Annotated in this window: 22 protein-coding genes and 1 pseudogene; 15 read left to right on the top strand and 8 right to left on the bottom strand. The window is 72.7% G+C overall.

Going from position 1 to position 21,237, the window contains the following annotated elements:
- Window positions 1-29 precede the first annotated feature (29 nt).
- From asnB to Cs7R123_RS10370, 4 genes are read left to right on the top strand one after another with little or no spacing between them, the layout of a single operon-like run.
- A complete protein-coding gene (asnB, locus tag Cs7R123_RS10385; RefSeq protein WP_212825541.1) occupies window positions 30-2,045 on the top strand; it encodes an asparagine synthase (glutamine-hydrolyzing) in 2,016 nt (671 codons plus the stop codon).
- Between the two features lie 55 nt (window positions 2,046-2,100).
- Window positions 2,101-2,601, top strand: coding sequence for a hypothetical protein (locus tag Cs7R123_RS10380; RefSeq protein ID WP_212825539.1), 501 nt, complete (start codon window positions 2,101-2,103; stop codon window positions 2,599-2,601).
- Window positions 2,602-2,611: 10 nt separating this feature from the next.
- The gene (locus Cs7R123_RS10375) at window positions 2,612-3,016 is read left to right on the top strand and encodes a hypothetical protein (protein WP_212825537.1); all 405 of its coding nucleotides are present in this window, start codon (window positions 2,612-2,614) and stop codon (window positions 3,014-3,016) included.
- A complete protein-coding gene (locus Cs7R123_RS10370; protein ID WP_212825535.1) occupies window positions 3,003-3,590 on the top strand; it encodes a carboxymuconolactone decarboxylase family protein in 588 nt (195 codons plus the stop codon). Before Cs7R123_RS10375 ends, Cs7R123_RS10370 begins: the two co-directional genes overlap by 14 nt.
- Window positions 3,591-3,625: 35 nt before the next feature.
- Here the strand turns inward: Cs7R123_RS10370 and Cs7R123_RS10365 are convergent, their stop codons facing one another.
- The 6 genes from Cs7R123_RS10365 to Cs7R123_RS10340 form a co-directional block, all read right to left on the bottom strand.
- Complete coding sequence (locus Cs7R123_RS10365) at window positions 3,626-4,477, bottom strand: MBL fold metallo-hydrolase (RefSeq protein WP_212825533.1); 852 nt, start codon at window positions 4,475-4,477, stop codon at window positions 3,626-3,628.
- On the bottom strand, window positions 4,474-4,860 hold the full coding sequence (locus Cs7R123_RS10360) for a thioesterase family protein (protein ID WP_212825531.1): 387 nt from the start codon (window positions 4,858-4,860) through the stop codon (window positions 4,474-4,476). Before Cs7R123_RS10360 ends, Cs7R123_RS10365 begins: the two co-directional genes overlap by 4 nt.
- A 67-nt stretch (window positions 4,861-4,927) precedes the next feature.
- On the bottom strand, window positions 4,928-5,092 hold the full coding sequence (locus Cs7R123_RS10355) for a hypothetical protein (RefSeq protein ID WP_212829310.1): 165 nt from the start codon (window positions 5,090-5,092) through the stop codon (window positions 4,928-4,930).
- Window positions 5,089-6,537: a PH domain-containing protein gene (locus Cs7R123_RS10350; RefSeq protein ID WP_244871743.1), complete on the bottom strand. Its 1,449-nt coding sequence runs from the start codon at window positions 6,535-6,537 to the stop codon at window positions 5,089-5,091. Before Cs7R123_RS10350 ends, Cs7R123_RS10355 begins: the two co-directional genes overlap by 4 nt.
- On the bottom strand, window positions 6,534-7,058 hold the full coding sequence (locus tag Cs7R123_RS10345) for a PH domain-containing protein (RefSeq protein WP_374706984.1): 525 nt from the start codon (window positions 7,056-7,058) through the stop codon (window positions 6,534-6,536). Before Cs7R123_RS10345 ends, Cs7R123_RS10350 begins: the two co-directional genes overlap by 4 nt.
- 208 nt (window positions 7,059-7,266) lie before the next feature.
- On the bottom strand, window positions 7,267-7,470 hold the full coding sequence (locus tag Cs7R123_RS10340; protein ID WP_244871742.1) for a hypothetical protein: 204 nt from the start codon (window positions 7,468-7,470) through the stop codon (window positions 7,267-7,269).
- A gap of 530 nt (window positions 7,471-8,000) precedes the next feature.
- On the opposite strand from Cs7R123_RS10340, the gene Cs7R123_RS10335 reads away from it, so the two are divergent.
- The 7 genes from Cs7R123_RS10335 to Cs7R123_RS10305 all read left to right on the top strand — a co-directional run bounded on the left by Cs7R123_RS10335 (window position 8,001) and on the right by Cs7R123_RS10305 (window position 15,304).
- On the top strand, window positions 8,001-9,074 hold the full coding sequence (locus Cs7R123_RS10335; RefSeq protein ID WP_374706928.1) for an AAA family ATPase: 1,074 nt from the start codon (window positions 8,001-8,003) through the stop codon (window positions 9,072-9,074).
- Window positions 9,071-10,009 (top strand): DUF58 domain-containing protein, encoded by a 939-nt coding sequence (locus Cs7R123_RS10330; protein ID WP_212825527.1) that lies wholly within the window; start codon window positions 9,071-9,073, stop codon window positions 10,007-10,009. Before Cs7R123_RS10335 ends, Cs7R123_RS10330 begins: the two co-directional genes overlap by 4 nt.
- On the top strand, window positions 10,006-10,965 hold the full coding sequence (locus Cs7R123_RS10325) for a VWA domain-containing protein (RefSeq protein ID WP_212825525.1): 960 nt from the start codon (window positions 10,006-10,008) through the stop codon (window positions 10,963-10,965). Before Cs7R123_RS10330 ends, Cs7R123_RS10325 begins: the two co-directional genes overlap by 4 nt.
- A gap of 689 nt (window positions 10,966-11,654) precedes the next feature.
- On the top strand, window positions 11,655-12,368 hold the full coding sequence (gene fabG, locus Cs7R123_RS10320; protein WP_212825523.1) for a 3-oxoacyl-ACP reductase FabG: 714 nt from the start codon (window positions 11,655-11,657) through the stop codon (window positions 12,366-12,368).
- Between the two features lie 144 nt (window positions 12,369-12,512).
- The gene (fabI, locus tag Cs7R123_RS10315; RefSeq protein ID WP_212825521.1) at window positions 12,513-13,274 is read left to right on the top strand and encodes an enoyl-ACP reductase FabI; all 762 of its coding nucleotides are present in this window, start codon (window positions 12,513-12,515) and stop codon (window positions 13,272-13,274) included.
- Between the two features lie 211 nt (window positions 13,275-13,485).
- Window positions 13,486-14,520 carry a ferrochelatase gene (locus Cs7R123_RS10310; RefSeq protein ID WP_212825519.1) on the top strand — a complete coding sequence of 345 codons (1,035 nt, stop codon included), beginning with the start codon at window positions 13,486-13,488 and terminating at the stop codon, window positions 14,518-14,520.
- 4 nt (window positions 14,521-14,524) lie between these two features.
- Complete coding sequence (locus Cs7R123_RS10305; protein ID WP_212825517.1) at window positions 14,525-15,304, top strand: HAD-IIA family hydrolase; 780 nt, start codon at window positions 14,525-14,527, stop codon at window positions 15,302-15,304.
- A 180-nt stretch (window positions 15,305-15,484) separates the two neighbouring features.
- Here Cs7R123_RS10305 and Cs7R123_RS10300 read toward each other — a convergent pair whose 3' ends face one another.
- Window positions 15,485-16,270, bottom strand: a complete 786-nt coding sequence (locus tag Cs7R123_RS10300) for a hypothetical protein (protein WP_212825515.1) — start codon at window positions 16,268-16,270, stop codon at window positions 15,485-15,487.
- A 90-nt stretch (window positions 16,271-16,360) separates the two neighbouring features.
- Between Cs7R123_RS10300 and Cs7R123_RS10295 the strand changes: the two genes are divergently transcribed.
- Window positions 16,361-17,179, top strand: coding sequence for a DUF3097 domain-containing protein (locus Cs7R123_RS10295; protein WP_212825513.1), 819 nt, complete (start codon window positions 16,361-16,363; stop codon window positions 17,177-17,179).
- Between the two features lie 118 nt (window positions 17,180-17,297).
- Here Cs7R123_RS10295 and Cs7R123_RS10290 read toward each other — a convergent pair whose 3' ends face one another.
- Window positions 17,298-18,614, bottom strand: coding sequence for a serine hydrolase (locus Cs7R123_RS10290; RefSeq protein WP_212825511.1), 1,317 nt, complete (start codon window positions 18,612-18,614; stop codon window positions 17,298-17,300).
- A gap of 228 nt (window positions 18,615-18,842) precedes the next feature.
- Between Cs7R123_RS10290 and Cs7R123_RS10285 the strand changes: the two genes are divergently transcribed.
- From Cs7R123_RS10285 to Cs7R123_RS10275, 3 genes and pseudogenes are all read left to right on the top strand, one after another.
- Window positions 18,843-19,214 carry an NfeD family protein gene (locus Cs7R123_RS10285; protein WP_244871741.1) on the top strand — a complete coding sequence of 124 codons (372 nt, stop codon included), beginning with the start codon at window positions 18,843-18,845 and terminating at the stop codon, window positions 19,212-19,214.
- The gene (locus Cs7R123_RS10280) at window positions 19,214-20,221 is read left to right on the top strand and encodes an SPFH domain-containing protein (protein WP_212825509.1); all 1,008 of its coding nucleotides are present in this window, start codon (window positions 19,214-19,216) and stop codon (window positions 20,219-20,221) included. Before Cs7R123_RS10285 ends, Cs7R123_RS10280 begins: the two co-directional genes overlap by 1 nt.
- Before the next feature lie 160 nt (window positions 20,222-20,381).
- Window positions 20,382-21,170 (top strand): annotated as a pseudogene (locus tag Cs7R123_RS10275) (TrmH family RNA methyltransferase); the annotation flags it as partial.
- Window positions 21,171-21,237 lie beyond the last annotated feature (67 nt).

The following is a 21,237-nucleotide window of genomic DNA, read 5'->3' as shown; positions in this document are numbered from 1 at the left end:
GCCCGCTCGCGGGTGGCATGATTGCGCATGTGTGTGGAGTTTTAGCCTTTTTCAGTAGTCATGCCACGGTTGATGCCTTCGCCAGACCGCTCGCCGAGGCGCTGGAAAGGATGCATCACCGCGGTCCCGACGACACCGGGCTGGAGGTCGTCGACCGCGACGCGATCTTCGCGCACAAGCGGCTGGCCATCATCGACGTCGAGTTCTCCAAGGAACCGCTGCCCTGGCCCCCCGCCGGGTCGCAGGTCGACGGTGCCGAGCCGGGCCGGTACGTGCTGACCTTCAACGGCGAGGTCTACAACTACGTCGAGCTGCGCGAGGAGCTGGCGGCCGAGTTCGGTGCCCCGTTCGCCACCCTGGGCGACGGCGAGACGGTCGTGGCGGGATACCACTACTGGGGCGAGGCGGTGCTCGACCGCCTGCGCGGGATGTTCGCCTTCGTCATCTGGGACCGGCAGGAGCGGGTCGCGTTCGGCGCCCGCGACCCGTTCGGCATCAAGCCCATGCACTACCTCCAGACCGTCGACGGGCTGTACCTGGCCAGCGAGAAGAAGTCGCTGCTGCCGTTCGCGGCCAGCGCCACCGCGGGCAACGCCGGCATCGGCGCGGTCGAGCTGTCGCACCTGCTGACCTTCCAGTACGTCCCCGAGCCGCACACCCTGCACCGGGGGATCGAGCGCATCGGCTCCGGCGAGTGCCTGACCTGGCGTCCCGGGGCCGACCCGAAGCTGCGCACCGGCGGCGAGCTGACCGTGCGGCGGTGGTACCGCCCGGTGCTGCGGCCGACCCCGGTCTCCGACGAGCGGCGCCTGTTCGAGGAGATCCGCGAGACGCTGCGCGAGAGCGTACGGCTGCACATGCGCTCCGACGTGCCCGTCGGCGCCTTCCTGTCCAGCGGCATCGACTCCACCGCCGTGGTCGCCCTGGCCCGGGAGTGGAACCCGGAGATCCTGACCTTCACGGTCGGCTTCGACGTGCCCGGCTACTCCGAGATCGAGGTGGCCCAGGAGTCGGCGCGGGCCCTGGACGTCACCACCATCCCGACGAAGATCACGGCGCAGGACATGATGCAGGCGCTGCCGCGCATCGTCTGGCACCTCGACGACCCGGTCGCCGACCCGTCGCTGGTCCCGCTCTACCACGTGGCGCAGACCGCGGCCGAGCACGTCACGGTGGTGCTGTCGGGCGAGGGCGCCGACGAGTTCTTCGGCGGATACGGCATCTACCGCGAGCCGCTGTCGCTGGCCCCGGTGACCCGGCTGCCCGCCGGGATGCGCCGCGGGCTGCGGGCCATCTCCAAGGCCATCCCGCAGGGCGTACGCGGCAAGAGCTACCTCGAACGCGGCACCACCCCGCTCACCGAGCGGTTCTGCGGCAACTCGCGCATCTTCACCGACGAGGCCGAGATCCGCCGCCTGCTGCGCCGCCCCGAGGCGGCCGAGGCCGCGGCCAAGTACACCGACGTGACCGCGCCCTACTTCGCCCAGGCCCGCGCCGACGGCCTCGACGACGTCGCGACCATGCAGTACGTCGACATCCACACCTGGCTGCGCGGCGACATCCTGGTCAAGGCCGACCGGATGTCGATGGCGCACTCGCTGGAGCTGCGGGTGCCGTTCCTGGACCGGGTGGTCTTCGACGTCGCCGCGCGCATCCCGCGCGAGCTGAAGGTGCCGCCGCGCTCGCACGCCACCAAGTACGCGCTGCGCCAGGCCCTGGCGGGGATCGTGCCGCCCGCCATCGTGCACCGCCCGAAGCTCGGCTTCCCGACCCCGACCCGGGTCTGGCTGGCCGGCGAGATGTACGACTGGGCCCGCGAGATCCTGCACACCTCCGGCGCCGACGACCTGCTCGACCTGACCTACGTCGACGGGCTGCTCAAGGCGCACCGGGCCGGGGCGGCCGACAACTCCCGCAAGATCTGGACCGTGCTGGTGTTCTGCGTCTGGCACGCCGTCTTCGTGACGCGCACGCTGGACCCGGGCGTGGGCCGCAACGCCTCCGCGCTGCTGACCAAACCGGTCGTCGGATCGATGGTTTCGTAAGCGTGAACAGCGTGCCATGCTGAGCCTCGGTATCGATACCGGCCGGGGAGGCGCGATGACGCAGGCGATCCTGTGTGGAGTGTCGTCGCTGATCAGACCGGACCTGCTCGTGGCAGCCCGGGGGTCCTGGCTGGTGCCGGGTCCGCCACGCCTGCTCGACGCCGATCTCAGCGCCGCCCCCGAGGCGGCGCTGCCGTACCTGCGAGAGCTCGTCGAGGAGTTCGCCTGGCGGGCCGACCTGCTCGTGATCGGCTCGACGGACATCGCCGCCCTGTACGGCCCGGCCGTGCCGCCGCTGCGGATCGCCCGGCGGCTGCGCGCCAGCGGCGGCGGCGCGGTCCTGCTCCGTTGCCCCGCGCCGTCCGGTGCGGTCGTCTCGGTGCTCATCTGCGACGACCCGTCCGGCCGCGTACGGGCCGACGGACCGGCCGACATCCTTTTCGGATTGGCGGTCACACCCACGACATCTCAGCTTCAAGCTGCGTTGACCCGGGAAAGTGTGCCGTTGGACGCCACCGGGTGGCTGGATCTGGCGGACAAGGCGAACGCGACCTAAGGTGCCTTGCGTGCCCCTGCAAAACGACGATTCTTCCCCCGAGGACCTGTTCGCCGCATTGCGGCACGCGGTCCTCGACGGACCCGGCTCGACCCCGGCGCGGGTGCGCCAGGCGGTCGCGGCCGCCAAACTCGACGAGGTGTCGCAGGAACTGCGCGGCTACGTCGGCACCATGCGCGAGCACGCCTGGCGCAGCACCGACGAGCAGGTGCGGGAGCTGCTCGCCGCGGGCTGGTCCGAGGACCAGGTCTACGAGCTGACCGTGGCGGTGGCGGTGGGCGCCGGGCAGCGGCGCGTCGACGCCGGCCTGGCCGCGCTGGCCCGCGCCAGGTCCCGCCATGCCGCCGGTGCCCCGCGTACGCCGCACCAGGCGCGCCCCGCCGACACCGGGGCGGTGGCCAGTGCGGCTGCCTAGCCTGAGCCGCTCCTGGCGCTTCAGCGACCGGGTGAAACTGAAGATCATCCGGATCGCGAGCGGCCGCCCCCCGGCCGACATCCTCAGGATCCTGCACTACCGGCGGGAGTTCTTCGGCGAGCCGTTCACCGAGTGGGTGCACCGCGTGCTGCGCGGGCCCTCGGAGTGGAGCATCGGCGAGCGGGAGCTGATGGCCTCGTTCGTGTCGCACCTCAACCAGTGCCGCTTCTGCGAGGGCAGCCACGCCGCCGTCGTGGAGGTCACGCTCGGGCCCGAGCTGACCCGGGCGGTGCTCGCCGACTGGCGCACCGCGCCGCTGCGCCCCGGCCTGCGGGCCGCCTTCGCGCTGCTGGAAGTGCTGACGCTCAAGCCCGGTGAGGTCGGGCCGGAGCTGGTCGAGGCGGCCTACGACGCGGGCGTCACCGAGCGCGGGGTGCGCGACGTGATCCACATCTGCGGCATCTTCTGCACCATCAACCGTGTCGCCGACGCCGTCGACTTCGCCGTGCCCGACGAGAAGGGCCTGCGCGGCGACGCGTACCAGCTGCTCAAGCGCGGCTACGCGATCAAGTGACGCGGCCGGGCGGGTGACTCAGCCGGGCAGGTGACTCAGCCGAGCGTGTTCGCCGTGGCGGCGTCCAACTGGGCGTAGCCGCGGCGGACCGCGAGCTCGGCCTCACGCAGCCCCGGCCCGCCCCAGCGGGCCAGCGAGCTCGCCGCCGCTACCTTCGCCACGTCGGCCCCGTCGCCGTGCGCCTCGCGGATCAGCCAGTCCAGCGCGGCCAGCTCCTCGTGGGCGATGCCCAGGAACTCGGGGTCGACCAGCTCACCGTGCCCCGGCACGATCAGCGCGTCGGCGGGCACGGCACGGGCCAGCGAGGCCAGCGTCTCCGGCCACTCCAGTGGGAACGCGTCCCCGAACGCGGGCGGCGCCCCCTCCTCGACCAGGTCGCCCGCGACGACCACCGACCCCGTGGTGACGACCAGGTCGCCCGCGGTGTGGCCGCGGCCGTGCCAGTCCAGCACCACCGTCCGGCCGCCCACGTCCACCACGTCCCGGCGGCCGACCGGCCGGTTCGGCGGCACGATCGGGGTCCGGCCCACCTCGCGGGCCAGCGGCTCGTCCTCGGCCAGCAGCTCCTGCTCCCACGCCCGCTGCCAGGCCGCGCCGTTGTCGCGCAGCTCGCGCACGCACTCGGTGTGGCCCCAGATCGGCGTGGCAGCCCCGGCCAGGGTCGCGTTGCCGAGGCAGTGGTCGAAGTGGAAATGCGTGTTGACCAGCCCCAGCGGCTTGGCGGTGATCCGCGCGGCGGCCGCGGCCAGCTCGCGCGCCTGCCCGCCGGTGGACAGCGTGTCCACCAGCAGCGCACCGGTCTCGCCCGTGATCAGGGTGCAGTTGACCCGCAGCGTCGGATACACCAGCACGAAGACGCCGTCGGCCACCTCGGTGAACTCGGTCATTCCATCGCCTTCTCCAGGAAGCGGGAGCGGTCGACCAGCACCCGCTCCACCTTGCCCTCGGCGGCGACCGTCTCGCCGTCGCGCACGGTCACGTCGAAGAACAGCTTCCGGCCGTCGACCTTGGTCAGCAGCGCCTCGGCGGTGACCAGGCGGCCGATCGGGGTGGCGGCGCGGTGATCGAGCTCGACCCGTACCCCCACCGTGGTCTGGCCCGAGTCCAGAGCCCGCGCCGTCGCGGCCACCGTGGCCGCCTCGGCCAGCGCGACCACCCGCGGCGTGGCCAGCACCGGCACGTCGCCGGAGCCCAGCGCCTGCGCGGTGTCGGCGTCGCCGACCGTCAACTGCACCTTCGCCGTGAGTCCCGCCGTGAGCTGCCCAGCCATGTGCCCCAGCCTAAAGCCTGCCCGGGCCGCCGGACCTGTCCGCGGCCATGATCCTTTCCGGACGGGCTCAGTCCGCGGCCACCCAGTACACCTGCTTGTGGCCCCGGGCCTGCATGGTCTCGGCCAGCTCGTCGGCCTCGGCCCGGGTCTCGCACCGGCGCACCACGAACCGGTTGCCGTTGTCGTCCTGGCGCCACACCACCCAGGGGCAGGGCTCCCGCTGCCCGGTCATGCCGCCTCGCGCGCGGCGCGGGCCCGCGCCGTCAGCTCGTCGGCCCAGGCCAGCGCCTGCGCCAGGGTCCGGTGCTGGGCCACGGCCGGGGACCCGCCCGCGACGTCGACCAGCACCGTGGCCAGCCCGAGGCGGCGTTGCAGCGGACCCTGCCGCAGCCGCACGCTCTGGATCCGGGCGTACGGCACCACGGTCAGCACCCGCGTCATCAGCCCGTCCACGGACGCGAACGCACCGTCGAGCAGCCCCGCCCGCAGCACCTGCCGCCGCAGCGGCACCAGCCAGCCCGCCGCGGGCGGCACCGGTGCCAGCGGCAGCGCCAGCAGGTCCACGCCGGGCACGGCCAGCGGGATCAGCGCGCGGGCGGTGCCCACGTCGGCCACCGGCAGCAGCCGGTCGGTCTCGGCCCGGCTCTCCTGCCCCGGTTCGTGCCCGCGCCGGCCCGCGACCGCCAGGGTGACCCGCAGCCAGCCCTTGGCGCGCCACAGCAGCGGCCAGGTCACCGTCAGCGACTGCACCCGGTGCGGGGCCACCAGCTGGCTGCGCGTCTCCAGCAGCCCGTGCCTGATCCGCAGCCGACCGTCGGCGGCGCGGCCGAGCCGGAAGTTCCAGAAGTTCAGCACCCGCATCGCGGGCGCGCCGATCGTGCCCGCCACCGCAGTGACCATACTGGCCAGCGCGAACACGCCGAAGTCGCTGTTGAACATGAGCTGCCCGACGATGAACAGCACCGCCAGCGGCGTGAACATCACGGGCGGGGTGAGCAGCTGGCTGCGCAGCACGACGGCGTTGTCCACGCGGTACACGTCGGCGGGCTCGGCCTCGACGTCTTCCGCACCCGCACCCGCGCTCGCGCTCGCGGCCTCGGGCACGGCAGCCGGCCCGGCGCCCGCGTGCGTGGTGGCGGCCATCGCGAGCAGCCGGGCCCGCAGGGCGGTCGCCTGCGCCAGCGGCAGGAACGCCAGCGGTGCCTCCGACTTGGCGCCGCCGGCCATGTCCAGCTTCAGCTCGGCCAGGCCGGCCAGGCGCGCCAGCAGCGGCTGCACCACCTCGATCGACTGGAGGCGCTCCAGCGGCACCGCGCGCACCCGCCGCGACAGCACCCCCTCGTGCACCCGGAGCTCCCGCCCCACCACCTCGTACCCGGTGAAGCGCCAGGCCACCGCCGAGTAGACCAGCACCAGCACCAGCAGCGCGACCAGCGCCTCGGCGTAGTGCGCCAGCCCCAGGTTCTGCAGGCCCCGCCACGACACCGCCGCCACGATCAGGGTCAGCGTCCGCAGACTCTTGAGCACCGGCGTCAGCGGATGCAACCGGGTACGCGGCAGCACCTGCGCCGTCCCACCCGTCCCGCCGCCCGCCGCGCCCGTCCCGTCCTCCGCGGCGGTCGCGCCGCCGCCGGGTGTGGCCGGGGCGGGACGGCCGGGCTGGCCGGGCTCGGTCACAGGCCCTCACCGGCGTTCTCGCCGAGAGCGGCCAGCCGGTCGCGCAGCCGCACCGCCTCCGCCGGGGCCAGGCCCGGCACCGTGGCGTCGCTGGCCGCCGCCGCGGTGTGCAGCTGCACCGTGGCCAGGCCGAACATCCGCTCCAGCGGCCCGGCGGTCACGTCGACGAACTGCATCCGGGCGTACGGGACGATCGACAGGTGGCGCACCATCCGGCCGTGGCGCACCAGCAGGTCGCGCTCGCGCTCGGCATAGCCGTACGACCGGGCGGCCCGCACCGCGACCACCGCCCGCAGCGTGTTGAGCACCAGCAGCGCTCCCGCCGCCCACGGCAGCCAGCGCCAGCCGAGCAGCGACCAGCCCACCCCGCACGCGCCGACCAGCAGCGCGGTGCCGATGGCGATGCTGGTCAGCTCCAGCCAGGCCAGCCGGGGCGACACGGGGTGCCAGCCACGCTGCGGGCCGGGATCGAGGGCACTGGTCACCGGGTCACCGGCCAGGGCCGGATCACCATAGGGCAGGGCGGCTGACGGCTCGCTCACGCGTTCGACGATAGACGATCGCCCCACCCCCACCCGCCCACCCGAACCCCTCACCCCCTAGACCAGCCGAGTTGCCGGGCAATCGGGGGAACGGGGCACCCGAATACGCCCGATTGCCCGGCAACTCGCCCGATCTTGGGGCAGGCCCCGATCTTGGGTGGGTCACCGGTTCCCGATCTTGGGCGGGTCAGGGGTGGAGGGGGAGGGTTTCGCGGAGGAAGTTGCGGGCCGTGAGGAAGTCGGCCAGAAACTCGCCGTGCTCGTCGCAGGCGAGCCAGGACTTGCGCCGGTCGGGGGCGTGCAGCTTCGGGTTGTTCCAGCGCAGCTCCCACGCGGCGGCCGCACGGCAGCCCTTGCGCGAGCAGATCGGCGGGGCCGCTTCCTCGGTCACGGCCAGGAGCGTACCGGAAGCGCTGATCTTCCTCAGAAGATCGCCGTCTGCGGTCGTTTCCAGCGCTCACAGCCGCGAAAACGACCGGAACCGCTGATCTTCGCGGCGCGTGCCCCATGCCGTGCGTGCCGCGTGCCGCAAGCAGCGTCGGCGGGAGCCCGGGGCCGGGGCTATGGCGGGGGCGGGCCGGGGCAGCCGAGCCGTCCGGGCCGGGGCGGGCGGGGAAAGCGAAACGGCCGAGCGCGGGGGCTCGGCCGGGGTGTTTGGCGTGCCGGGCGGCCACGGGGGAAGCCGCCCGGCAACGCCGAAATAGTAACCATGCTCACGCCGCGGAGGGAAGAGCGGTGCGCGCATCCATTCGAATGAAAACGCGGCAGTAAAGATCATCATCTGGCTTGTGGGCATATGTGGTTTTCACACATTTTTGCCGTGTACGTCGGCTTGGCGTGCGAGGCTGAGGACCAGCCGCTCGTACGGCACGGCTCGGCGGGCGGTGTTTTTCGCGTTACCGGACCGCACGCAGAGGAGCCGTGGTGCACCCGACCACCTACGACGACCCCGTCGACACCCCGCCGCCCGCCCCGACGGCCCCGGCCCCGGCCCTGGCATCGGCACCGGTCAGCCCCGCCCAGGACGCCACCCACCTCGAACGGGCCCTGTTCGAGGTCAAGAAGGTGATCGTCGGGCAGGACCGGCTGGTCGAGCGCATGTTCGTGGCCCTGCTGGCCCGCGGGCACTGCCTGCTGGAGGGCGTGCCCGGGGTGGCCAAGACGCTGGCCGTGGAGACGCTGGCGACCGTCGTCGGCGGCTCGTTCGCCCGGGTCCAGTTCACCCCGGACCTGGTGCCCGCCGACATCGTCGGCACCCGCATCTACCGGGCTAGCAGCGAGTCCTTCGACGTCGAGCTGGGGCCGGTCTTCGTCAACTTCCTGCTCGCCGACGAGATCAACCGGGCCCCGGCCAAGGTGCAGTCGGCGCTGCTGGAGGTGATGGCCGAGCGGCACGTGTCGCTGGGCGGCAGAACCCACGCCGTACCCGATCCGTTCCTGGTCATGGCGACGCAGAACCCGATCGAGCAGGAGGGGGTGTATCCGCTGCCGGAGGCGCAGCGTGACCGCTTCCTGCTGAAGGTGCTGGTCGGCTACCCGACCGACGTCGAGGAGCGCGAGATCGTGTACCGGATGGGGGTCTCCCCGCCGCGCGCGGCCCCCATATTCACCACCGCCGACCTGCTCGGCCTCCAGCAGCGGGCCGACCAGGTGTTCGTGCACAACGCCCTGGTCGACTACGCGGTACGCCTCGTGCTGGCCACCCGCGACCCCGGCGAGCACGGCGTGCCCGACGTCGCCCGGCTCATCCAGTACGGCGCGAGCCCGCGCGCCTCGCTCGGCCTGGTCCGGGCCACCCGCGCGCTGGCGCTGCTGCGGGGGCGCGACTACGCCCTGCCGCAGGACGTGCAGGACATCGCGCCGGACATCCTGCGCCACCGGCTGGTGCTGTCCTACGACGCGCTCGCCGACGAGGTGCCCGCCGACTACGTCGTCAGCCGGGTGCTGTCGGCGGTGCCGCTGCCCGCCGTGGCCCCGCGGCAGCAGGCGACATGACCGGCACGGCCGCGCCCGCCGACACCGGCTCGGCCGCGCTCAGCCGGCTGCAACTGCTGGTCAACCGGCGCCTCGACGGGCTGCTCCAGGGCGACTACCTGGGGCTGCTGCCCGGTCCGGGCAGCGAGGCGGGGGAGTCGCGGGAGTACCGCAGCGGCGACGACGTACGCCGGATGGACTGGCCCGTCACCGCGCGCACCACCGTGCCGCACGTGCGGCTCACCGTCGCCGACCGGGAGCTGGAGACCTGGCTGGCGCTGGACCTGTCGCCGAGCCTGGACTTCGGCACCGCCCGGATGCTCAAGCGCGACCTGGTGCTGGCGGCGACCGCCGCGATGACCCACCTGACGGTGCGCGGCGGCAACCGCGTCGGCGCCGTCGTCGCCACCCGCGACGGCGGGCTGGTCCGCCGCCCGGCGCTGCCCGGCCGCCGCGAGGCGCAGGGCCTGCTGCGTACGGTGGCGCGCCTGATCGACGACGCGGACGGCGGCCGCCGGACCGGCCCGCCGGACAGCCTGGCGGGACTGATCGACGCGCTCAACGCCCCGCCTCGGCGGCGGGGGCTGGCCGTGGTCGTCTCGGACTTCCTCGACCCGCCGGAGCGCTGGGGCTGGCCGCTGCGCAAGCTCGCGGTCCGCCACGAGGTGCTCGCGATCGAGGTGCTGGACCCGTACGAGCTGGAGCTGCCCGACGCGGGCGTGCTGGAACTGGTCGACCCCGAGACCGGGGTGCGGCACGAGGTGCGGACCGGCGACGCCCGGCTGCGCGAGCGCTACCGCGCCGCCGCCGCGGCGCAGCGGGAACGCGTCGCCGCCGCGATCCGGGCCGCCGGGGCGCGGCAGGTGCGGCTGCGTACCGATTCGGACTGGCTGCTGGACCTCGTGCGCTTCGTCGCCGCGCAGCGGCACCGCCGGACCCGGGGAGGCAGCCGATGATGGTGTTCCTGTCGCCGTGGTGGCTGGTGGCGCTGCTGCCGGTGCTGGGGCTGGCCGCGGCGTACCTGGGGCGGCACCTGCTGCGCCGGTGGCGCCGCGACACCGCGGTGCCGTTCAGCAACCTGGAGCTGCTGCGCTCGCTGGTGCCGCGCGGGCTGGGCTGGCGGCGGCACGTGGCCGCCGGGCTGTTCCTGGCCGGACTGTTCGCGCTGGTGACGGCGCTGGCGCGGCCGTCGGTGCAGGCGCAGGAGCCGCTGGAGCGGGCCACCGTCATCCTGGCCATCGACGTGTCGCTGTCCATGCAGGCCGATGACGTGGCGCCGACGCGGATCGAGGCGGCGCAGGAGTCGGCGAAGTCGTTCGTGGACGAGCTGCCGGACTCGTACAACCTGGGGCTGGTGTCGTTCGCGAAGTCGGCCAACGTGCTGGTGGCGCCGACCAAGGACCGGGCCGCCGTACGCGAGGCGATCGACGGGCTGGAGCTGGCCGAGGCGACCGCGACCGGGGAGGCGGTGTTCACGGCGCTGGACGCGATCCGGTCGGTGCCCGGCGACGGCGCCGACGAACCACCGCCGGCGCGCATCGTGCTGCTGTCGGACGGGTACCGGACGTACGGCCGCTCGATCGACGAGGCCGCTGCCGCCGCCGTGGAGGCGAACGTTCCGGTCACGACGATCGCGTTCGGCACCGACGCCGGGGTGGTCGACATCGCGGGGCAGCTCCAGCGGGTGCCGGTGGACCGGCAGGCGCTGGCGGGGCTGGCCGAGACGACCGGCGGCTTCTTCTACGAGGCGGCGTCCGCGGCCGAGCTGACCCAGGTGTACCAGGACATGGGTTCGTCCATCGGCTACCGGACGGTGCCGCGCGAGATCGGCCAGTGGTTCGCGGCCGCGGCGCTGCTGTGCTGCCTGGCGGCGGGCACGCTGAGCCTGCTCTGGACGTCCCGCCTGCCCTGACGGGCCGTGCCGCGCGCCTCCGGCGAGCGTCGATTTGCCTGGCAATCGGGCGTACCCGGGTGGGTGATACGCCCGATTGCCAGGCAACTCTGCGCCGGTGGTGCGGCCGCGGCGGCGTTGCCGGGCGGGGGCTCAGCTCACTTGCTGAGCAGGATGAACAGGGCGCCTACCCAGGTCGCGGCAAGGGTGAAGCCCAGGGGAGCTACGTAACGGCTCATGACGGTTTCTCCGGTGGCTGCTGTCGTTTCGGGGCAACAGAGGGGCACGCGGGTGCAGAGTCATGACCGGGAGAATTGCACTGGCGAAGGAACGAGGCACGCGGGCCGCCCACCGCCGCGGTCTTCAGAACCGCACGGCTGGGAGGGGAAAGCGCGTGTCAGACAGTTGCGCTTCGCAGAACCCGGGCATGACTCGGAGGATCGCTATCTCGCATAGCGATCACCTCCTTAAGCCGGGGTCCGACAGGCGGAACTGAGTCCGCAACCGCATGGATCGTACAGCACCGGCGCGGTGGGTCCGCATCAGCCGACCCGCCATGGCGGTGGTGTCCACCCGGTCGGGGTATACGGTGCGTGTTTGGAGGTTTCCTCCAAAGATGTTAGTCGTATTTGGTGCTGGGGCCGTACCCGGTGGGCCCTGACCGGCGTCCTAGGCTCAGGCCGGACACACCGACGCGCGAAGGAGTAACCGTGGCACGCACCGTCCTGGTCACCGGGGGCAACCGGGGTATCGGCCTGGCGATCGCGCAGGCTTTCGTGAAGCAGGGCGACCGGGTGGCGATCACGCACCGCGGCACGTTCGACCCCGCGACCGCGCCGGAGATCCTCGGCGTCACCTGCGACGTCACCGACCCCGAGGCGGTCGACGCGGCGTTCACGACGATCGAGAACGAGCTCGGCCCGGTCGAGGTGCTCGTCGCCAACGCGGGCATCACCGACGACACGCTGCTGATGCGCATGTCCGAGGAGCAGTTCACCCGGGTGCTGGACACCAACCTGACCGGTGCCTGGCGCTGCGCCCGCCGCGCCGCCACCAAGATGGTGCGCGGGCGCTTCGGCCGCATGATCTTCATCTCCTCGGTGGTCGGCCTGTACGGCGGCGCGGGGCAGGTCAACTACGCCGCGAGCAAGGCCGGGCTGGTGGGCGTGGCCCGCTCCATCACCCGTGAGCTGGGCTCCCGCAACATCACCGCGAACGTGGTCGCGCCCGGCTTCATCGAGACCGACATGACCGACAAGCTGACCGACGACCGCAAGGCCGAGATCCGCAAGGCCATCCCGGCGGGCCGCATCGCCGCGGTCGACGAGGTCGCCGGCGTGGTCACCTGGCTCGCGGGCGACACCGCCGGCTACATCACCGGCGCGGTCATCCCCGTCGACGGCGGCCTCGGCATGGGCCACTGACCCCACCACCACCTCCCGCCGCCCCGCCGCCGGGCCGCAGGTCCGCCCCTTTCCCGTCGATCATGAACTTATGGACGTGTTCGACGGCGTGTCACCACCCTGGCACCGTGATCAACAACAGATGTGAGTAGAGGAGATAGAGACGTGCTGCTGGAAGGCAAGCGCATCCTGGTCACCGGTGTGATCACGGAGCAGTCGATCGCGTTCAACGTCGCGAAGCTGGCCCAGGAGCAGGGGGCCACGGTCGTGCTCACCGGCTTCGGCCGGCTGTCGCTGGTCGAGCGGATCGCCAAGCGGCTGCCGCAGGCGGCCCCGGTGATCGAGCTCGACGTGACCAACACCGAGCACCTGGCCGGCCTGGCCGACAGGGTGCGTGAGCACGTCGACGGCCTGGACGGCGTGGTCCACTCGATCGGCTTCGCCCCGGCGACCGCGCTGGGCGGGACCTTCCTCGAGACGCCGTGGGAGGACGTGGCCACGGCGGTGCACGTGTCGACGTACTCGTACAAGGCGCTGGCCATGGCCACCCTGCCGCTGATGCAGCGCGGGAGCTCGGTGGTCGGCCTCACCTTCGACGCCACGGTCTCCTGGCCGGTGTACGACTGGATGGGCGTGGCCAAGGCCGGGCTGGAGTCCGCCTCCCGCTACCTCGCCCGCTACCTCGGTGAGCAGGGCATCCGTACCAACCTGGTGTCGGCCGGCCCGCTGCGCACCATGGCCGCCAAGTCGATCCCCGGCTTCAAGGCGTTCGAGGAGTCCTGGTCCGACCGCGCCCCGCTGGGCTGGGACCTCACCGACACCGAGCCGACCGCCAAGGCCGTGCTCGCCCTGCTGTCGGACTGGTTCCCGGCCACCACCGGCGAGATCATCCACGTCGACGGCGGCTACCACGCCACCGGCGCCTGACGCCCCACCCACGACGAGCCCGGCCCCCGCCACGGGGTGCCGGGCTCGCGCCTTTCCCTGCGTTGATCATGAACTTATGGCACGGCTCGACGGCGTGTCCCGTGCACAGGTTCCTGATCGACGTCGCACCCGGGTGGGCGCGGGGTGGGGTTGTCCACAGGGGGCATGGGGGCGGGTGCGGAGGGTAGGGGGCGGGATCTAGGCTTTTCGCATGTATGACGGCTTTTTGCTGCTGTCGTTTGGGGGGCCGGAGCATCCCGATGAGGTGCTGCCGTTCCTGCACAACGTGACGCGGGGGCGAGGGGTGCCGCCGGAGCGGCTGGCTGAGGTGGCCGAGCACTACCAGCGGTTCGGCGGGGTGTCGCCGATCAACGCGCAGTGCCGGGAGCTGGTGGCGGCGATCCGGGCGGACTTCGCGGCCAACGGGGTGGACCTGCCGGTCTACTGGGGCAACCGCAACTGGCGGCCGATGCTGGCCGACACGCTCGCGCAGATGCGCGACCACGGCATCCAGCGCGCGATCGCGCTGGCGACCAGCGCGTTCGGCTCGTTCTCGTCCTGCCGGCAGTACCTGGGGGATATCGCGGCGGCGCGGGCGGCCGTGGGCCCGCGGGCGCCCGTCGTGGACAAGCTGCGGCACTTCCACGACCATCCCGGGTACGTCGAGCCGTTCGCCGACGCGGTCGCCCGGGCCCTGGCGGCCCTGGACGTGTCGGCGCACGAGACCACCCGGCTGGTGTTCACCGCGCATTCCATCCCCGTGTCGATGGCCGAGACCAGCGGCCCGGCCGGCGGGCGGTACGAGGCTCAGCTGCGCGAGACCGCGCGCCTGGTCGCCGACCGCGGCGCCCCCGGTGTGGGCTGGGACCTGGTGTGGCAGAGCCGGTCCGGCGCCCCGCACGTGCCGTGGCTGGAACCGGACGTCAACGACCACCTCAAGGTGCTGGCCAAGGAGGGCGTCACCCAGGTGGTGGTGAGCCCGATCGGGTTCGTCTCCGACCACCTGGAGGTGCTGTGGGACCTCGACGAGGAGGCGGCGGCGACCGCGCGCCAGCTCGGGCTCGGCTTCGCCCGCGCGGGCACCCCCGGCGCCGACCCGCGCTTCGTGGCGATGGTGCGCGAGCTGGTGCGGGAGCGCACGGAGCCGGGGACGCGGCCCCGTGCCGCGCTCGGTACCCTCGGTCACTGGGATGTCTGCCCCAGCAACTGCTGCCCGCCGCCCGTACGGGCAGTTCGAGAGAGGTAACCCGATGACCGAACGCAAGCCGATCGCCGCCTGGCTCACCGATATGGACGGCGTACTGGTGCACGAGGGCGAGCCGGTGCCCGGCGCGCCCGAGTTCATCGGGCGGCTGCGTGCGGCCGGGGTGCCGTTCCTGGTGCTGACCAACAACTCGATCTACACCCCGCGCGACCTGCAGGCCCGGCTGACCCGGCTCGGCTTCGACCTGCCCGAGAGCGCGATCTGGACCTCGGCGCTGGCCACCGCGCAGTTCCTGTCCGACCAGCGGCCGGGCGGCAGCGCGTACGTCATCGGCGAGGCGGGCCTGACCACGGCGATGCACGCGGCGGGCTACATCATGACCGACTTCGACCCCGACTACGTGGTGCTGGGCGAGACCCGCAACTACAGCTTCGAGGCGATCACCACCGCGATCCGCCTGATCAACAAGGGTGCTCGCTTCATCTGCACCAACCCGGACGCGACCGGCCCGTCCAACGAGGGCGCGCTGCCCGCGGCGGGTTCGGTGGCGGCGCTGATCACCAAGGCGACCGGGATCGAGCCGTACTTCGTGGGCAAGCCGAACCCGATGATGATGCGCTCGGCACTGAACCGCATCGGGGCGCACTCGGAGTCGACCGCGATGATCGGCGACCGGATGGACACCGACGTGCTGTGCGGGCTGGAGGCGGGGCTGCACACGATCCTGGTGCTGACCGGCATCTCCAGCAGGTCCGACCTGGAGCGCTACCCGTACCTGCCGTCCCGCGTGGTCAACTCCGTCGCGGACCTGACCGACGAGATCTGACCGCCGATCCAGCCTCCCACGCGACGCGGCCACTCCCGCGACCCGCGCCCGGGTCGGCCCACCCCGTTTTATATCGACGTTGGCCTATTGCATCGACTTTTCGACTCGATCAGTCAATGTAATAGGCCAACGTCTATAAAAAAGGCGGGTGTGGGCGGGGCCGCGCGAAGGTCGGGCGGGTCAGCCCCCGAACGGGGAGTTGCAGGCCGCCACCAGGGCGTTGCGGCAGGCCACGGCCAGCGGCCGCAGGGCCTCGTCGCGCTGCTGCGCCTCGAAGCTGTTCAGCGCCCCGCCGGGCGCGGCCTGCCCGGCCAGCGACAGCACCCGGTCGACCACGCACGCACGGGCGTACAGGCGCCGGGCGCGCGGGTCGTACCCGGGCGGCAGGTCCGTCTCCGAGTCCGGCTTGCGCAGCGCCGCCAGGGCTCCGGCCAGCTCTGGCCGCCACTGCGCCACGTCGAGCCGGACGAGCCGGGTGGTCGTGTCGGCCAGCGCGATCGACAGCGCGCCGTCGGCCTCCCGTACCCCGATCTGGTAGCCCGCCGGTGCCTCGGGCAGCTCGAACGCCCGCCACACGACCGTGGTGAAGCTGACCCCGGAGCCGGAGACGTGCTGGCGTGCCTCGGGCACCAGCCCGAGCCGGCTGGCGATCACCCCCTCGCCGGCCAGCAGCGCGTGGCTGGTGAACGGCCCGGGGCCGGGCAGCCCGCGCGGGTCGCCGGGGGCGGGCAGGACCAGCCGGATCTCGTCGGGGTGCAGTTTGGCGAGCACGGGCAGGGCCTCGCGCAGTTCGACCTCTTCCCGCCAGGTGCCGGGCAGGTCGCGTACGTGTTGCTCTTCCTCGGCGGTGAGGTCGTCAACGATCTCGTCAAAGGAGACCAGGCCGGCGCGCCACGCCCGAGCCCAGGTCACCAACCGGGCGGACCGGCGCGCGGTCAGGGTCACCGCGTGCGCTGCGGGGGACATGCCGACCAGCGTACGTGCCGTACCACGGGTTTGTCCCGAACCGGCGCGTCATGCCGCGCCGCCTGTGCGCGGCGGCTAAGGTGCCGACCCATGCGCTACGGCGACGACGTGCTGTCCGGATTCCACCGCAACTCCCCGCGCCGGGTCGTGCCCGAGCACGATGCCGAGCCCGGCATGGTGGTCGAGGACGCCGACAGCGGCTTCTGCGGCGAGGTCATCGGCTTCGAGCACGGCATGGTGGTGCTGGAGGACCGGCACGGCCGCCGCCGCCTGTTCCCGCTGGAACCGGCGGCCTTCCTGCTGGACGGGGCGGTGGTGACGCTGCGCCGCCCGAAGCCCGCGGCCGGGCCGGTGGCGCCCCGCCGGACGGCGTCCGGATCGGTCGCGGCCGCGCCGACGCGCGCCCAGGTGGCCCGCGCGGGCCGGATCTGGGTCGAGGGCGTGCACGACGCCGAGCTGGTGGAGCGGATCTGGGGGGACGACCTGCGCGCCGAGGCGGTGGTGGTCGAGCCGCTGCACGGTGTGGACGATCTGGCCGCGCAGGTGCGCCGGTTCGCGCCCGGCCCGGGGCGGCGGCTGGGGGTGCTGGTGGACCATCTGGTCGCCGGGACCAAGGAGGCGCGCATCGCCGCGGCCGTGGACAGCCCGTATGCGCTGGTGGCGGGGCATCCGTACGTGGACGTGTGGCAGGCGGTGAAGCCGTCGCGGCTGGGCCTGGAGGCGTGGCCGGTGGTGCCGTACGGCCAGCCGTGGAAGGAGGGCGTCTGCGCCGCGCTCGGCGTGGACCAGCCGGCCCGGTTCTGGCGGCGCCTGCTGGGCCGCGTCGGCACCTACCACGACCTGGAGACGCCGCTGGTCAACTCGGTCGAGCGCCTCATCGACTTCGTGACCACCCCCGCCGAGGACTAGCCCCGCGCAGACCGAGGTCATCCAAGTTGCCGGGCAATCGGGCACTCCGGGGCTCAAGATACGCCCGATTGCCCGGCAACTTGGCCGATCTTGCGCGGCCTCGCGAGACGGAGGGCCGTCAGGGGCGGCGGGTGTGGAGGAAGGTGGCGATGTCCAGTTCGACCGGTACGCCGTCGCCGTCGCGGCGGACCCGCAGCAGCTCGCCGTCGTTGCTGCCGCTGCGGCAGCGCCACACGTCCGCTCCGTCGGTGGTGAACCGCCACGGCGTCGCGGGCACCGTCACCGGGCTGACGACCAGCTCGGCCGCGACCGCGTCGTAGCGGGCTGCGAACTCCCGGCCCATCCACCACCAGGCGCCGTCCAGCTCGTGCCGCTCGGCCACGACCGCCGCGCGCCACGGCGCCGGGCGGACCGGCTCCGCGTCGAGCACCCCGCTCAGCAGGCGCTGGTTCAGGTCCGACGCCTTCACGCCGTACAGCGTGTACGCGTTGCCGAACACCACGCTGCCGGTCCGGCTGGGCCGGTGCACGATCAGGTGCGCCTGGTAGCCGGGCATCGAGCCGCCGTGGCCGACGTACACGCGCTCGCCGTGGCGCATCAGCTCCAGGCCCAGGCCGTGGCCGGTCGTCCAGGCGTCGAGGTCGCTGATGACCACGGGCGCGCACATCTCGGCCAGGGTCGTCGGGGCGAGCACGTCCGGGTCCGGGTCGGCCAGGAACGCCGCCCACACCGCCACGTCCTCCACGGTCGACCAGAGCTGCCCGGCGGGCGCCATGGCGCCGGTGTCGGTGCGCGGCTCCTCGGCCAGCACGCCCGTCCACGGGTGCACCACGTAGCCGCGGGCGAACGGCTCGGTCGCCTGGTAGCTGGTGCGCCGCATCCCCAGCGGCTCCAGCAGCCGCTTGGTGACCAGCTCGGCCCAGCCCATGCCGGTGACGCGCTGGGCGACGGCGCCGAGCAGGCCGTAGGCGAGGTTGGAGTAGTGGTAGCTCCGGTGCGGCGGGTAGGCGATCTTCTCCGGCGTCAGCGCCGCCAGGAGGGCGTCCAGGTCGCCGCCGTCGTGGCGTTCCCACCAGGGGCCGTCGGGCTCGCGCTGGAGCCCCGACACGTGCCCGAGCAGCTGCCGCAGCGTGATGGCGCTGCCGACCGACGTGCCCGGCAGGTGCCGGTAGAGCAGGTCGTCCAGGGCCAGGTGCCCCTCGTCGCGCAGCTGAAGCAGCAGCACGGCGGTCATGGTCTTGGTGATCGAACCGATCCGGAACTGGGTGTCCGCGCCCGGGACGGCGCCCGTGGCCGGATCGGTCCCGGCCGCGGCCAGGTGCAGCGGCCGGCCGTCGCGCAGCACGGCCGCGGCCAGGCAGGGGGTACGCCCCTGGGCCTGTGCCCCGGCCACCAGCTCGTCGACGCGGGCCGCGGTCTGCGCCAGCAGTGTCATGAGGTGCTCACCCTCCGGTGGTCAGTGGTGCTCGACAACCTATCCGGACAACGCGGTCCTGATGGGTCCGTTACCGTCGTCGGCCGTACGGACGTCTCGATCTGTCCGAACGTACGACGTGATCCACTGGTCACACCGGTGGCGCGGACGTGACACGATCAGCACGTGGTTGATTGGATGTGGTGGCTCCTCCTCGCCGCCGCGCTCGTGATCGCGGAGCTGTTCAGCATGACCTTCGTGCTGCTGATGCTCGGCGCCGGAGCGTTCGCGGCCTCACTGACGGGTCTGGTCGGGCTCCCCGGCTGGGTCCAGGGGATCGTCTTCATCGTCGTCTCCACGTTGTCGCTGGTCGTGGTGCGTCCGTGGATGAAGCACCGCTGGTTCAAGGGCGATGCCGACAACGTCACGATGGGCCTGTCCGCGATCGAGGGCGCCGACGCGCTGGTGGTCGAGCGGGTCGACAGCGACAACGGCCTCGTGAAGATCGGTGGCGAGCTGTGGCGCGCCCGGCCGTACGACGCGACCAAATCCTATGTCCCGGGTGACCGGGTCCGAGTAGTGAAAGTGGACGGCGCCACGGCGCTGGTCTGGAGGGATTGATGGAACCAGTCATCACGATTTTCGTCGCCATCGTGGCGCTGATCGCCTTGATCACCCTGATCAAGATGGTCAAGATCGTGCCGCAGCAGCGCAACGACGTGGTCGAGCGCCTGGGCAAGTACAACCGCACGCTGACGCCCGGTCTCAACATCCTGGTGCCGTTCATCGACGCGGTCCGTACCAAGGTGGACCTGCGCGAGCAGGTGGTGAGCTTCCCGCCGCAGCCGGTGATCACCTCGGACAACCTGGTCGTGTCGATCGACACCGTGCTGTACTTCAAGGTCATCGACCCGGTGCGGGCCACCTACGAGATCGCCAACTTCCTTCAGGCGATCGAGCAGCTGACCGTCACCACGCTGCGCAACGTCATCGGCTCGATGGACCTGGAGCGGTCGCTGACCAGCCGCGAGGAGGTCAACCGGCAGCTGTCGGTGGTGCTCGACGAGAACACCGGCCGCTGGGGCGTCAAGGTGACCCGCGTCGAGATCAAGGCGATCGAGCCGCCGCCGAGCATCCGCGACTCGATGGAGAAGCAGATGCGCGCCGAGCGTGACCGCCGCGCCGCGATCCTGAACGCCGAGGGTTCCAAGCAGTCGCAGATCCTCACGGCCGAGGGCGAGAAGCAGGCGGCGGTGCTGCGTGCCGACGGCGAGCGCCAGGCCCGCATCCTGCAGGCCGAGGGCCAGGCCAAGGCGATCAAGCTGGTCGTCGACGCCATCCACGTCTCCGCGCCCGACAACAAGGTGATGGCGTGGCAGTACCTGCAGGCGCTGCCGCAGATCGCCGCCGGTGCGTCGAACAAGCTGTGGATCGTCCCGGCCGAGCTCACCCGGGCGCTGGACGGCATCGCGTCCACGTTCGGCGGGCTCGTGCCCGACCCGGCCGCGGCCGCCGCGGCCCGCGAGTCGGGTGCCGAGGTCGAGGCCGAGGTGCAGCGGGTGGCCCAGCAGGCCGCCGAGGCGGTCAGGCAGATCGAGAACGAGGCCAGCCGGCTCCCGAAGGAGTGACGGACGGTTTGAACGGGTGAGGGCCGGAGCGTGACACGCTCCGGCCCTCACCCGTTCCCAGGGGGCGCGAGTTGCCGGGCGATCGGGCGTATGACCGGCCGAGATACGCCCGATTGCCCGGCAACTCAGATGACCTTGGTGCGTCCGGCAGAATCAGGTCGTGGAACTGATCACCGAGGCGGGGGACGAGCGGATCGCCGACTACCGGGCGCTGACCGACGTCGAGCTGCGGACCCGATGGGAACCGCCGCACGGGCTGTTCATCGCCGAGGGCGAGCTCGTGCTGCGCCGGGCGCTGCGCGCCGGATACCGCCCGCGCTCCTTCCTGGTCGAGGCCAAGCGCGCCGGGCAGGTGGCCGACCTCGACGGCGCCCCCGTCTACGGCGCCGACCCCGAGGTGCTGGAGCAGGTGACCGGCTTCCACGTGCACCGGGGGGTGCTCGCGAGTTTCCACCGGCGGTCGCTGCCCCCGGCGTCGGAGGTGCTGGCCCAGGCCCGGCGCGTGGTGATCCTGGAGGACGTCAACAACCACACCAACCTTGGCGCGATCTTCCGGGGCGTCGCGGCGCTCGGCGTGGACGCGGTGCTGCTGTCGCCGACCTGCGCCGACCCGCTGTATCGGCGCAGCGTCCGGGTCAGCATGGGCGAGGTGTTCGCGGTGCCGTACGCGAAGCTGGAGCCCTGGCCGGACGCCCTGGCCCAGGTCCGCGACGCCGGTTACACGATCATGGCGATGACCCCGGCCGACGACGCCGTCCCGATGCAGCGGCTGACCGGCGCCCAGCGGCTGCGGCCCGCGCTGCTGCTGGGCGCGGAGGGGCCGGGCCTGTCCCGGCAGGCGCTGGCCGCCAGCGACCTGCGGGTGCGCCTGCCCATGCGCCGCGGCGTCGACTCCCTGAACGTGGCCGCCGCGACGGCCGTGGCCTGCTGGGAGCTGACCCGCGACGACGACTTCGAGGAAGAGCCGGACGGTGCCGCCGGTGCCGTGGCGGCGGCCGCCCCGGCGGCGGAGCCGG

Source organism: Catellatospora sp. TT07R-123, from assembly GCF_018327705.1.
Lineage (GTDB): Bacteria > Actinomycetota > Actinomycetes > Mycobacteriales > Micromonosporaceae > Catellatospora.
The sequence above is the reverse complement of the archived record's forward strand: the minus strand, read 5'-3'. Positions and strand labels throughout refer to the sequence as shown.